The sequence below is a fragment of the Nocardia asteroides genome (genome assembly GCA_019930625.1).
GTDB lineage: Bacteria > Actinomycetota > Actinomycetes > Mycobacteriales > Mycobacteriaceae > Nocardia > Nocardia sputi.
Genome location: CP082844.1, coordinates 3,091,468 through 3,104,965, shown reverse-complemented (window position 1 = coordinate 3,104,965; position 13,498 = coordinate 3,091,468). Strand labels below are relative to the sequence as shown.

Genomic DNA, 13,498 nt, shown 5'->3' with positions numbered 1-13,498 from the left:
GTCACCTGACCAGGACTGCCTGGAGACCCGGAGAGGCGGACGGGCTCTTGTGCTGCGGGACGCCGTAGGTCGTCGTCCGCTCCCGCGCCGGTCGCCCGATACCGGCGGCGATCTCGACCAGTTCGGCGACGGTCTTAGCCGAGCCGTGCTGCGAGCCGGCCATCCGGGAGATGGTCTCCTCCATCAGCGTACCGCCGAGATCGTTGGCGCCGCTGTTGAGCATCACCCGGGTGCCGGTGGTGCCGAGCTTGACCCAGCTGGTCTGGATGTTGTGGATGCGGCCGTGCAGCATGATCCTGGCCAGCGCGTGCGCGGCGCGGTTGTCCCGGTTGGTCGGCCCCGGCCGAGCCGCGCCCGCCAGGTACAGCGGCGCGCTCTGGTGCACGAACGGCAACAGCACGAATTCGGTGAAGCCGCCGGTCTCGTCCTGGATTCCGCGCAGCACCCGCAGATGCCCGACCCAGTGCTCGGGGTTGTCCACGTGGCCGTACATCATCGTCGAGCTGGAGCGGAGGCCCACCTGATGCGCGGTGGTGATCACGTCGATCCACGCCGAGGTGGGCAGTTTGCCCTTGGTGAGCACCCAGCGCACCTCGTCGTCCAGGATCTCCGCGGCGGTGCCGGGAATGGTGTCCAGGCCGGCCTCCTTCAGCGCGACCAGCCAGTCCCGGACGCTCTGGCCGCCGCGTGAGGCGCCGTTGACGATCTCCATCGGGCTGAACGCGTGCACGTGCATCGAGGGCACCCGCTGTTTGACCGCCCGCACCAGGTCCGCGTAGCCGGTAACCGGCAGGTCGGGGTCGATGCCGCCCTGCATGCACACCTCGGTCGCGCCGTCGACGTGCGCCTCCCAGGCTCGGTCGGCGACCTCGTCGGTGCTGAGCGTGAACGCGTCCGCGTCGCCCTTGCGCTGGGCGAACGCGCAGAACCGGCACCCGGTGTAGCAGATGTTGGTGAAGTTGATGTTCCGGTTGACCACGTAGGTGACATCGTCGCCGACGGTGTCGCGGCGCAACTGATCGGCCAGCGCGGCGACCGCGTCCAGCTCGACGCCGTCGGCGGTGGCCAGCGCGAGGTACTCGGCGTCGCTGAGCCCGGCCGGATCGCGTTCGGCGGAGCGCAACGCGGCCAGCACGTCGCCGTCCAGCCGCTGCGGCGTCGTGACGGCGAGATCGCGGGCCTGTTCGCGGATGGTGTCCCAGTCGCCGAAGGCGCCGACGACCTCCTGCCCGAGCGCCGCGTCACTGCGGTGCTCTGTGTTGCGGCCCTCGGTGTCGATGGCGGTGTTGAGGTCCACGCGCCCGGCCGACTCCCAGGACTCGTCCGGTTCCTGCCAGGGCAGGCCGACCGGCACAGCGCCCGACTTCGCCAGCCCGGTGGCCGGGTCGGTGAGCGCCGCGACGTGCGCGCCGATCCGCGGATCGACCCACGGGTTGCCCGCGCGCACGTACTTCGGGTGCGCGGAGGTCCGCTCGACCAGCTGATAGCCCGCCGCCTCGGTGATCTCCCGCAGCGTGTCCAGATTCGGCCACGGCCGTTCCGGGTTCACGTGATCGGGCGTCACCGGGGAGACGCCGCCCCAGTCGTCGATGCCCGCCTCGATCAGCGCGCGGCACTCGGCGTGCGAGACCAGGTTCGGCGGCGCCTGCACCGGCACGTCCGGTCCGAGCAGGACGCGGGTGACGGCGATGGTGGCGAGGAATTCCTCCAGGCCCGCGTCCGGCACGTCCCGCATGGCGGTGTCGTCCTTGGCGCGGAAGTTCTGGATGATGACTTCCTGGATGTGTCCGAAAGCCTTGTGCTGCTTGCGAATCGCCATAATCGACTCGGCCCGCTCCGCCATCGTCTCACCGATGCCGACCAGGATGCCGGTGGTGTAGGGCACCGAGAGCCTGCCCGCGTCGGTGATGGCGCGCAGCCGCACCGCGGGGTCCTTGTCCGGGCTGCCGTAGTGGCAGTTGCCCTTCTCGGTGAACAACCGGGTCGCGGTGGTCTCCAGCATCATGCCCATGGACTGCGCCACCGGCTTGAGCCGCGCGATCTCCTCCCACGACATCACGCCCGGGTTCAGGTGCGGCAGCAGACCGGTCTCCTCCAGCACCATGATCGATACGGCGCGCAGGTAGTCCAGCGTGGAGTCGTAGCCGCGCTCGTCCAGCCACTGCGCGGCCTCCGGCCAGCGATCCTCGGGCCGGTCACCCAGCGTGAACAGCGCCTCCTTGCAGCCGAGCGCCGCGCCGCGCCGCGCGATGTCGAGCACCTCGTCGGGTTCGAGGAACATTCCCTTGCCCTCGGCGCGCAGTTTGCCCGGCACCGTGACGAAGGTGCAGTAGTGGCATTTGTCCCGGCACAGCCGCGTCAGCGGGATGAAGACGTTGCGGGAATAACTGATCGTCTTCGGACGGCCCGCGGACGCCAGGCCGGCGTCGCGCACCCGGGCGGCGCTGCGACAGAGGTCGGCGAGATCGTCACCCGTCGCGTGCAGCAGCACCGCGGCCTCGTCCACGTTCAACGTGACACCGTCGCGGGCCCTGCGCAGCGCCCGGCGCATGGCCGATGGACTGGGCGGCGCGGACGGAACGCTCGGGTTCGGTAGGTCGGTCACGCCCTCGATCATGCGCTACACATCCGGAACTGTCTCCCTCCAGTGCTCCACAGTGAGGCGAAGCGGACCAGCCGCGCGGGCGAACACTCCGCTCACACGGCGCTCGCGATGGACACGGGCGCCGTTGAGCGTTGACAACTGCGGGATGCCCGGGCCTATTCCAGGGCACGGCGCGGTGCCCGCGCTCGGCCATCGGCACCGGCCTCGGTGAGCACCGCCGAGTCGACCGTCCTCGTTCGGGTGGACGTGCGTTCTGCGATCCCGTGGGGTGTGATACCTCCTGTGATCGTGCCGTCGCATGCGCCAGGGAGTCTCGACCAGCCCGAAACCATTGCGACCAAGGCGAATTGCATTCCTGCCCATGGCTGGTCGGGCGCCTCGTACCCGCCGTCGGAGTCGCGGGAGATCCACGTGAGCCGCTGACGATTACCTGCGACAGCGGCCACGTCGTCGTGCAAACATGGCTGCATGTCGCAGCCGCGCACGATCATGGCCGATCCGGCCTGGCGTCCCAGTCCGAAGGCCCGGCTCCTGTGGACTGCGCAGGCCGCGCTGGCCTGGGCGATCCCGTTCGCGGCGCTGCTGGTCTGGGTGGCGCTCGACTCCGGGCACCGCGGTTGGCAGCTCGGGTTCTTCCTGGTCGCGCTCGTGCCTGCGGCGGTGAACATCGGCGTGGCGCCCTGGTGGCGCTACGCTGTGCACCGCTGGGAGGTCACCGACGAGGCGGTCTACACCCGGGTCGGCTGGCTCACCCAGGAGAGCCGGGTCGCGCCGATCTCGCGGGTGCAGACCGTCGACACCGAGCGCGGACCGCTCGAGCGCCTGCTCGGCCTGGCGACCGTCACCGTGACCACCGCGTCCTCCGCGGGCGCGGTCCAGATCGGCGCGCTCGATCTGCCGGTCGCCGAGGAAACCGTGACGCGGTTGACCCGGATCGCCGCCCAGCATCGCGGAGACGCGACGTGAGCGGCGAGCCGGCGGCGGGCGATGGCACGCGCGAGCCGGGCGCCGCGCAGGCCGAGCAGCCGTGGCAGCGGCTCGACAAGCGGATGCTGCTGGTCCATCCGATCACCGAGGTGGTGAAGTTCATCCCGGTGCTCGTCGGTTCGGTGATCCTCGGCACCAGCAGCGGCAACCATGTGTGGAGCGTCATCCCGGTCGTACTGATCGTCGGGTTCGCGCTGACCCGCTGGTTCACCACGACGTACCGGGTCGGGCCCACGCACGTCGAGTTGCGTACCGGGCTGCTGGAACGCAAGAGACTCTCGGTGCCGCGATCGCGGATCCGCTCGGTGGACATCGAAGCGGACCTGCTGCACCGGGTTCTCGGGCTGGCGGTGCTGGCGATCGGGACCGGCCAGCAAGCGGATTCGGGTGAACGGTTCAAGCTCGACGCCTTGAACGCCCGGGTCGTACCGCCGTTGCGCGCCGCGCTGCTCGCCCATACGGCGGACCGCGCGGATGTGCCCGAGCTTCAAAAGACGTTGCAGCAGAACACGTCCGGTGGATTCGCTACAACGCGAACCCGGGCGCGCGAGATCGGGCACTGGAGTCCCGCGTGGGTGCGCTACGCTCCGCTGTCGCTGACCGGGTTCGCGATCATCGCTCCGATCGTCGGTCTCGCATTGCAATACGGGCTCGGCGAGGTCGTATTCCGGTCGGACGCGGTGCACGACGTGGAGGACGGCGGCGCGCTCGTCCTCGTGCTCGCCGGGGCCGCGCTGCTGTGCGCCATCGTGCTGGTGGTCAGCGCCGCCGCGTGCGCACACTATCTGACCACCTATTTCGGGCTGCGCGTCCGCGACGACGGCAAGACCCTCCACCTGCGCCACGGCCTGTTCACCACCCGCCAGATCACCCTCGATCGGGCGCGGCTGCGCGGAGCGACGGTCAAGGAACCGCTGCTGCTACGCCTGGCGGGCGGCGCCGAACTAGAAGCGATCATGACCGGGGAGAAACCGAGGCAGAAGATCCTCCCGCAAGCCCCGCGGCGCGCTGTCGAGCACACTCTCGGCCATCTGCTCGCCCCCGGCGAGGTGAGCGACGACGACATCGCCGTCCGGTCAGGCGCGGTGCCCACCGGCGCGGACGCTGTCCTCGCACCCGGCAGCACGCCATTGCTCACCCATGGTCCGTCCGCGCGGCGGCGCAGGCATACCCGCGCGCTCGCGCCGGTCGTCCTCGTCGCCGCGGTGATGGCTTACGTGCTGCTCGCGGGCGAGCGTTTTTCGCCGTGGTGGTGGCTGGTGCCGGGTCTGGCGCTGCCGATCGCGCTCGCGCTCGCCGAAGACCGCTACCGCGGCCTCGGTCACGCGGTGCTCCCCCGCACGGCTACCAGCCCGACTCGGCTGATCACCCAGGCCGGATCACTCGACCGGGACCGCGACTGTCTGGAGGCGCCCGGCGTCATCGGCTGGACGGTGCGCCAGACCGTCTTCCAGCGCCGCGCCGGAGTCGCCACGGTGGTCGCGGCGACCGCGGCGGGCAAGAAGCGCTACGCGGTGGTCGATCTCCCCGCCGACGCGGCATGGGATCTCGTCGAAGCCGTCACCCCCGGGGTGCTCGGCGCGCGCTGACGCCCTCGACGCCGTGGTCACGACCCTGGCGGTCCGATTCACGCTCAGCGACGAACGGCGACGCGCGCGTTCGCCGAGATGTAGATATACGCCAGCGCCGGGAGCAGCCCGCTGAACAGCAGCAGCGCCGTCCGCCAGTCACTGCCGAGCAGGATGTCACCGCCCGGCCCGGTGCTCGCGCAGACCAGGAAGCCGAACACCCACGCGACGAGCGGGAGCCCCAGGACCGCCGGGCGCGAGCTCACCGATCCCACACCCGCGACGAGCAGCACGTTCACCACCCCGGCCACGACGACGGAGACCGGAAAAGCGAGAGAACCCAGGTAAGTCGGCAGATACAAGACCTCGAGCGCCAAGGTGATCAGGGCATCCAGGATGAGCAACACGATGATCACCGAGCCCAGAAAGGCACCGAACGGGAAGCGAGCCGCGGATGCCGCGGGAGCGCGATCGCCTGCCTGGTCGTCGACCTTCGTCGTCACGGCACGGGCGGGTAACCGAGGAGGGTCAACAGGTGACTCTGCATATCCGCGAACGCGTACAGCACCGTCATATACAGGTCGTGCTGCTGCTGCGCGTGCGGCTTCATGCTGTCGACGAACGCCGCGATCGCGTTCTGGAGCTCCCAGTTGTACATACTGCCGAGTCTATTCCGGCGCTCCCAGCCGCACGATCGGTTCTCCGGTCGACCGTGAGCTCAGCGAACGCCCGGCATTCACCGGGACTGCCACGCGCACGGCGATGACCGGCACACCCGCTCGCTCGGATGCGGACCGGGCGACCTCGATCACGGTCGGCGCGGTCTCATCGATCCGTTTCGGCGAACAGATCGTGCTCCCGCCCGTCCGGGCCGAGCGGGCCGCGTCGCCCGCGCACCAGGATGAAGTGCTCTTCGGGCAGCACCGGCTGGGCAACATTGTTCGACAGCGCGAATTCCCGGCCGGACGGCGCGACGGTGACCTGTGTGGCGTGCGCCCGCAGCGCGGCGCGTTTGGCAGTCAGCACATCGGAGACATCGATCGTGGTGGTGACCGCGTGGCTGGGCACGCTCGCGAGCTCGCCCTCGGCAGGCAGCCGCCACCCGGGCGGCAGCGCGCCGGGCAGGCCGGCGGCCGTGCGCCGGGCCAGCGCGGCGGTGTGCAGGCGCAGCATGTCGGCGTCGGTGACGGTCCAATAGAACTTCGGGGTATCCCAGCCCTGGCCCGCGGCGGCCTGCACCGCGGCCGTGGTGATCTCGTGCGCCCGGATGTGGTCGGGGTGACCGTAGCCGCCGTTCGGGTCGTAGCCGACCACCACACGCGGCCGCAATCGGAGCACCACGTCTGTGAGAGCCCGCACCGCTTCGTCCCCGGAACGCACGAACACCCGCGGCTTGTTCGCGGCGGCGGTGCCCGCCATTCCGGAGTCGCGCCAGCGTCCGGCGCCGCCGAGGAAACGCGGCGGTCCCGCACCGAGCGCTTCCAACGCACGGGTCAGCTCGAGAACGCGGTAACCACCGAGCTGGTCGGCGTGCTCGGCGGCGAGCAGCGCCCACTCCTCGCCGATCACCTCGCCCTCCTCACCGAGGGTGCAGGTGACCACGGTGACCGGCACGCCACGACGCCGGTAGTGCGCGATCGTGCCTCCGGTGGTGATCGATTCGTCGTCCGGGTGGGCGTGTACCAGCAATAGCCCACCGGTCGGCGTGGTCACGGAATCCTGCGCCACATGGACGCGTCACCGAAGATGCCGACCTGGATCGCGCCGCTGAGCGAGGCGCCGTCCACTCGGGGACCGGACGCGGCGACCGCGTTGTCCTGCACGATCGGCAGTACCGTGGCCATAGCCCACAGTTTGGGTTCCGCTTCGGCGAGCACACGTCCCACGTCACCGCCCCGCAGGGCTTCATCGATCGCGGGTTGCAGGGCCGGATCACACACACCGGACAGGTTGCTCGGAGCACGTTGCGCGGCCTCGGCGATGGCCTGCGCCGGGCCGGTGACTCCCGGCAGCGCGGGCGGTGGGCAGCCGTATCGGGATGCCAGCACGGTCGCCGGATCGGAACCGGCCACCTCCCAGCCGACGATCGCGTCGACCGTGCCCTCGATCAGTTCCTTGCCGTACAACTCGTCGGCGGCGGCACTGCGCACCGTGGCGTCGATGCCCGCGCTGCGCAACTGGTCGGCGGCGGTATTGGCCACGGCCAAGGCGGTGGCGTCCCGGTCGACGGCGCCGATGCGCACGACCAGCGGCTTGCCGTCCTTCCCGACGGTGCGCGGCTGCGGCGCGGGCGAGGTCGGGGAGGTCGCGGGCGGCGGCTCCGGCGCCCGGCCGTATCCCGCGGCGGCCAGCAGCGCGAACGCCTCCTCCGCGGACGGTCGCGGCGGAGCGGTCGGGGTGTAACCGGGGTCGGACGGCGCGAGCACCTGCGCTCGCGCCGGCTCCACCCAATTGCCGGTCTGCGCGCCCACCGTCGCCAACAGGGCGGGATCCAGCAGCGCCAGCACACCCGAGCGGACCCGCGGATCGCTCAGATCGCCTTTGCGTCCGTTGAGCGCCAGTTGCAGCACCCGCGACTGCGGCATGATCGAGGTGCGCACCGAGGGAATCGCCGCCAGTTGCGCCTGGGTGGCCACGCCCCCGTGGACCAGCGCCATCTGGACGTCACCGGTGCGCAGCGAGCCCGCCAGCTGGGCGGTGGTGCCGCCGCGGCGGAGCAGGATCTGACCCGGCATCGCCGGTGTGCCCCAGAAGCGGTCGTTGCGTTCCAGCAGCATCTCGTCGCGACCTGGGTCCGCCGAGCGGATCCCGAACGGCCCGCCGGATACCCGGACGCCGTTGACCTGACCGTTCATGCCCCGGGCGAACCCGCCGGGCGCGTCCTTGAGCAGATGCGACGGCAGCAGATCGGTGAACAACTCACGCCAGCCGGGGTAGGGCTGCGACATCACGACGGTGACGGTCTTGCCGCCCGCCGAGGAGTTCACATCCGAGATCAACCGGTATCCGGCCGGATCGACGACGCCGGGTTCGGAGATCATCTCCTGCCACAGGTAGCGGAAGTCCTCGGCCGCGATCGGCGCCCCGTCCGACCAGGACGCTTCGTTGCGCAGCTTGTAGGTGATCGTGAACGGTTCCTGCGCGGTCACCTCGGCGGAGACCAGCAACGACGAATCCGGCACCCAGGCCGTCGCGCCAGGCGTCGCCGGATTCGGCACCGGCCGGAACGGGCTCGGCAGCACCAGTGAGGCGATCGCCGAAGTGGCCGCGGACTGATCCGAGCGCAGATGCGGGTTGAAGGCGGTACCGATGGTGTCCAAGGCGACGACCACGGTGGTCTCCGCGGGCTTGACCGGTGTGGTCTTCGGGCTGTCGGTGCTCTCGATGGGCGGCGGCGGGTTCGCCGCACAGCTGCTGATCACCGTCAGCAACGCCACGGCCGGCAACAACGTGCGCCACGCTGCGCGTTTTCCTGCGCCCACTTTCACGCTCGGGAACTCTACCGTAAGGTCGAGTCCGCTCGCAGATTCATGCAGTCGAGTGGGGAATACGCCGCAGACCAGCGGATATCGACAGAGAAAACACCGAGTGCTCCGCGGAGCCCGTGCGAGCGCTCGTACAGAACGGAACGAGTCCGGGCAACTATCCGGGCGCACCCGACACCGTCGCAATATCCGACCACACATCGGCGAACAGCGTGACGGACAATCCGAACCTGCCGCTATAGCCTCTGAGCAAACCGGAGGCAGCAGCGAGCGACCATGAAGTGACAATCGCATCCGACAGGCCCGGGGAAAGAAACTCGTCTTCGTCGAGGTACCGGACAGCTTCTCGTAAGACCAGCGCTTCCAGCTGTTTTCGTCTCCTGTACAGGCTTGTGGGACCGACAACTCTCTCATGCGTGGACGACATCGAGCAGGAGGCGACGGGAATCCGACGCCGGGCCGCGATTTTCTCAGATGAAATACCGTTGCGAAGCCTCGCCGGTTTCTCGAGCCACCACGTCCACCCGCGGAGCGATTCGTCACCTCGAACCGATCGTTCCCAGATTACTATTGTGCGTGACAGGCCATGAAAGAGTTGAAAATATTCCTATTGCATCGACCGAGGATCGAATACTTCAATTACGACTTCAAAACGACTCCGACGCGAAGAAGTCGAATTCCCGAATCGATGCACACCGAAATCAGCGACTGATCGGAGCGAATTGCCGAGGCATCCGGTTGCTCGCGTCGATCCACGGCTCCCGGACCGCGATCATGCGGACCCGACGGATGCACGCGGCGACCAGCCACGGAATCCGGCGTAGCCGCAGCCACACCGGATTCCGTGCACGGAAGCGTTTACAGTGCCGCGCGGTCGCGCGCCTTGCGGCGGGACAGTTCCCGCGCACGCTCGTTCTGCCCGAGGATCACCTTGCGCACCCGGACCACTTCCGGGGTGACCTCCACGCACTCGTCGACGGCGCAGAACTCCATCGCGCCTTCCAGATCCAATTGCAGTGGCTTGGCCAGGGTCTCGATTACGTCGGCGGTCGAGCTGCGCATGTTGGTCAGCTTCTTCTCGCGCGTGACGTTGATGTCGAGATCTTCCGCGCGCGGGTTGACACCGACGACATGTCCCTCGTACGTGTCCGCGCCGGGCTCCACGAAGAACTGGCCGCGGTCGGCCAGCTGGATCATGGCGAACGGCGTCACCGTGCCAGACCGGTCGGAGACCAGCGAGCCGGTGTGCCGGGCCCGGATCTCGCCCGCCCACGGCGCGTAGCCGTGCGACACGGCATTGGCGATGCCGGTGCCGCGGGTCTCGGTGAGGAAGTCGGTGCGGAAGCCGATCAGGCCACGGGAGGGGACGATGAACTCCATCCGCACCCAGCCCGCGGCATGGTTGCTCATCTGCACCATCTTGCCCTTGCGCGCGGCCAGCAGCTGGGTGATCGCGCCGAGGTACTCGTCCGGGCAGTCGATGGTCAGCTCTTCGTACGGCTCGTGCACCTTGCCGTCGACCTGCTTAGTGACCACCTGCGGCTTGCCGACGGTCAGCTCGAAGCCCTCGCGGCGCATGGTCTCCACCAGGATGGCCAGCGCCAGCTCACCGCGCCCCTGCACCTCCCACGCGTCCGGGCGGCCGATGTCGAGCACCCGCAGCGACACGTTGCCGACCAGTTCCTGGTCCAGGCGCGCCTTCACCATGCGGGCGGTGAGCTTGTGCCCCTGCACCCGGCCGACCAGCGGCGAGGTGTTGGTGCCGATGGTGACCGAGATGGCGGGCTCGTCGACGGTGATGCGCGGCAGCGCGACCGGATTGTCGATGTCGGCGAGGGTGTCGCCGATCATGATCTCCGGAATGCCCGCGATGGCGACGATATCGCCCGCCACCGCGACCTCGCCGGGCTGGCGCTCCACGCCGATCGTCTGCAGCAGTTCGGTGATCTTCACATGCTTGACGCCGTCGGCGTGCATCCACGCGACGTTCTGCCCCTTGCGCAGCTCGCCGTTGTGGATGCGGACCAGCGCGAGACGACCGAGGAACGCCGAGGCGTCCAGGTTGGTGACGTGCGCCTGCAGCGGCGCGGACGGGTCGCCCTTCGGCGCGGGGATGTGCTCCAGCAACACGTCGAACAACGCGTCCAAGTTCTCCGCGTCCGGCGCGTTGCCGTTCTCCGGGCGCTGTTTGGACGCCTTGCCCTCTCGCCCGGAGGCGTAGAGCACCGGCAGGTCGAGCGCGAGTTCGGCGGCCTCGGCGGCGGCGTCGTCCAGATCGGAAGCCAGATCCAGCAACAGGTCGTGACTTTCCTCGACGACCTCTTCGATGCGCGCGTCGGGACGGTCGGTCTTGTTCACGACCAGGATCACCGGCAGCGAAGCGGCCAGTGCCTTGCGCAGCACGAACCGGGTCTGCGGAAGCGGTCCCTCGGACGCGTCGACCAACAGCACGACGCCGTCCACCATGGACAGGCCGCGCTCGACCTCGCCACCGAAGTCGGCGTGGCCGGGGGTATCGATGACGTTGATCACGGTGACCGAACCGTCGGGGTGGTGCCGGTGCACCGCTGTGTTCTTGGCGAGAATGGTGATGCCCTTCTCGCGCTCCAGGTCGCCGGAGTCCATGACGCGATCGACGGGCTCGGCCCGTTCGGCGAAAGCGCCCGACTGGCGCAGCATGGCGTCGACCAGCGTCGTCTTGCCGTGGTCGACGTGGGCCACGATGGCGACGTTGCGAAAATCGCGTGCAGACGACACGCCTGAATCCTCCTGCTGTTCGGTGGTGGTGCTGACGGTGCTCGGTGTTCGACGGGAGCGGAACCCTGCGTGGTTACGCGGGCTGCCGCCTCCGGATCCTGACGCTCACGCCGGGCTCCCCGCAAACAGGTGGAGAATCGAAACTCACCGGGCATCGCGGCCAGCTATACCCTACCGGCAGTCCGGTTCGCACCGCGTTTCAGGCTTTGTACTTAGGGTAAGCTAACCGCCGTGGGCAAGGTCAAAGCCAAGAAGGTTTCCAGCCTGAAACCGAAGAAGAAGTGCTGTCGGAAGAAGACGCGCTGCTTGAAGTGCCCCGTGGTCATCATGCGGATGAAGAAGTGCGAAGCCGCCGGGATCACCGGCAAGGATCTGAAGAAGGCACTCAAGCAGGCGCGCGCAGCGTGACCCCCGCCGCCCCGTCCGGGGCGGCCCCGAGGCGAGTAGCAAGGAGCGTTATGGCCCAACAGACACTGCTCTCCGATACCGAGATCGCCGAGGCTCTCACCGAACTCCCCGAGTGGACCAGATCAGGGGACAACCTGGTCCGCACCGTCAAGGCGCCCACCTTCCCGGCGGGCATCGAACTCGTGCGCCGAGTGGCCGAGGCCGCGGAAGAAGCCGACCACCACCCGGACATCGACATCCGCTGGCGCAACGTCACCTTCAGCCTGTCCACCCACTCCGCGGGCGGGCTCACCGCGCTGGACGTGGCCCTGGCTCACGAAATAGATCACCTCGTCGACCGCGGTATCTGATCCTTCGAGTTCCCAGCCGAACGCGCGGCTGTGCCTATGCGGCGCGCGCCGGGCCCTCCGCGGTCAGGCGCGCGCCCTCGTCCTGGCCCGACCGCGCGTGCCGGGGTCCGAAGCGGATCACCCAGAGGTAGAACGCCACCACGCCGAGGACGTCGACGGCCCCGAGCCAGGCCAGCACGCCCGGACGGGAGATCGTCCAGATCGAATCCTGGAAGAACGACAGCACCCACGGCGCGCCGACGAGCATGGTCACCAGCCAATACCCGGCCATGATCCGCGCGCCGGGGGCCCGGCGCAGCGGCCCGTAGACCAGCCAGAGCACCGTCGGCAGCAGCCACACCCAGTGGTGCGACCACGAGATCGGCGAGATCATCAGGCCGAACAGTTGCACCACGATCAGCGTGCCGAGCCGGTCGTCCGCGCCGAGCGCGCGCCACGCCAGGAACGCCAGCGCCGCGACCACCACGACGGCCGCGATCCACCACGGGCCGGACTCCACGTCGTACCCGAGGATTCGGCTCAGCGCGCCGCGCAGCGACTGGTTCCACACCGAGCCCACCGGGCCGATCCGGTCCGCGTCCCCGAGCAGCGTGCCGAAGTACCGACGCGCCTCGACCGGCGCGATCAAGAAGCTCAGGCCCACCGTCGCCCCGAAGACCACCGCCGACCAGGCGACGGTCCCCCACCGCCCGCGCGCCACGAAATAGAGGCCGGTGATCGCGGGTGTCAGTTTGATCCCCGCGACGATCCCGACCAGTCCGCCCGAGACCCACCATCGCGAACTGCGCACCGCGAGCATCCCGCCGAGCACCAGGAACACGTTGACCTGGCCGTAGTCCATGGTGGTCCGCACCGGCTCGAGCCATAACCCCAAGGCGGTCCAGCCGACGGTAGCGGCCCGCCACTGCGGCGTACGCAGCCGCTCGGCCCCGAACAGCAGCTCGAAGCTGATGTGCACAACCGCGTACAGCGCCGCGGCGATGGCCAGCAGCCAGGCCACCGCGACCACGGTGAACGGAAGATAGTGCAGCGGGAAGAACACCAGCGCCGCGAACGGCGGATAGGTGAACGGCAACGGGAAGTCCGGCGTCTTCTCCGCGTAAGTGAAGTCGTAGAGGTGATCGGTCAACAGAGCGGCCGAACCACCGACGTAGACGTGCAGGTCGACGAGGTTCATCCCGTTCGGAGACAGCAACATCCACAGCAACCTGGCCAGCACGGACAGGCCCAGCGCCGACACAGCCCATCGGAGGTGACGATTCAAATCGCTGGCTTTCGGCTCGAGTGCGGTGCGTCGGTTCGGCGCGCCCGGACTTGGGTGTTCTGGCGACAACGCGG

11 protein-coding genes are annotated in these 13,498 nt (G+C 69.0%); 4 read left to right on the top strand and 7 right to left on the bottom strand.

Annotation, left to right across the window (positions count from 1 at the left end):
* Position 1: 1 nt before the first annotated feature.
* Positions 2-2,617: a bifunctional FO biosynthesis protein CofGH gene (locus K8O92_14115; protein UAK34859.1), complete on the bottom strand. Its 2,616-nt coding sequence runs from the start codon at positions 2,615-2,617 to the stop codon at positions 2-4.
* 456 nt (positions 2,618-3,073) lie between these two features.
* Between K8O92_14115 and K8O92_14110 the strand changes: the two genes are divergently transcribed.
* A complete protein-coding gene (locus K8O92_14110) occupies positions 3,074-3,571 on the top strand; it encodes a PH domain-containing protein (GenBank protein ID UAK34858.1) in 498 nt (165 codons plus the stop codon).
* 83 nt (positions 3,572-3,654) lie between these two features.
* Positions 3,655-5,181 carry a PH domain-containing protein gene (locus K8O92_14105; protein UAK35692.1) on the top strand — a complete coding sequence of 509 codons (1,527 nt, stop codon included), beginning with the start codon at positions 3,655-3,657 and terminating at the stop codon, positions 5,179-5,181.
* 44 nt (positions 5,182-5,225) lie between these two features.
* Here K8O92_14105 and K8O92_14100 read toward each other — a convergent pair whose 3' ends face one another.
* From K8O92_14100 to typA, 5 genes are all read right to left on the bottom strand, one after another.
* Positions 5,226-5,663, bottom strand: a complete 438-nt coding sequence (locus tag K8O92_14100) for a hypothetical protein (protein ID UAK34857.1) — start codon at positions 5,661-5,663, stop codon at positions 5,226-5,228.
* Complete coding sequence (locus tag K8O92_14095) at positions 5,660-5,818, bottom strand: hypothetical protein (protein ID UAK34856.1); 159 nt, start codon at positions 5,816-5,818, stop codon at positions 5,660-5,662. The genes K8O92_14100 and K8O92_14095 overlap by 4 nt, the downstream gene beginning before the upstream one ends.
* 167 nt (positions 5,819-5,985) lie before the next feature.
* Entirely contained in the window at positions 5,986-6,873 is an 888-nt protein-coding gene (gene mshB / locus K8O92_14090) for an N-acetyl-1-D-myo-inositol-2-amino-2-deoxy-alpha-D-glucopyranoside deacetylase (GenBank protein UAK34855.1), read from the bottom strand.
* Positions 6,870-8,846, bottom strand: coding sequence for an ABC transporter family substrate-binding protein (locus K8O92_14085; protein UAK34854.1), 1,977 nt, complete (start codon positions 8,844-8,846; stop codon positions 6,870-6,872). Before K8O92_14085 ends, mshB begins: the two co-directional genes overlap by 4 nt.
* A 657-nt stretch (positions 8,847-9,503) precedes the next feature.
* Positions 9,504-11,402, bottom strand: coding sequence for a translational GTPase TypA (gene typA, locus K8O92_14080; protein ID UAK34853.1), 1,899 nt, complete (start codon positions 11,400-11,402; stop codon positions 9,504-9,506).
* A 231-nt stretch (positions 11,403-11,633) separates the two neighbouring features.
* Between typA and K8O92_14075 the strand changes: the two genes are divergently transcribed.
* Positions 11,634-11,810, top strand: coding sequence for a hypothetical protein (locus K8O92_14075; GenBank protein UAK34852.1), 177 nt, complete (start codon positions 11,634-11,636; stop codon positions 11,808-11,810).
* A 50-nt stretch (positions 11,811-11,860) separates the two neighbouring features.
* Positions 11,861-12,160, top strand: a complete 300-nt coding sequence (locus K8O92_14070; protein UAK34851.1) for a 4a-hydroxytetrahydrobiopterin dehydratase — start codon at positions 11,861-11,863, stop codon at positions 12,158-12,160.
* Positions 12,161-12,194: 34 nt separating this feature from the next.
* Here K8O92_14070 and K8O92_14065 read toward each other — a convergent pair whose 3' ends face one another.
* The gene (locus K8O92_14065; GenBank protein ID UAK35691.1) at positions 12,195-13,493 is read right to left on the bottom strand and encodes a mannosyltransferase; all 1,299 of its coding nucleotides are present in this window, start codon (positions 13,491-13,493) and stop codon (positions 12,195-12,197) included.
* Positions 13,494-13,498: the final 5 nt, after the last annotated feature.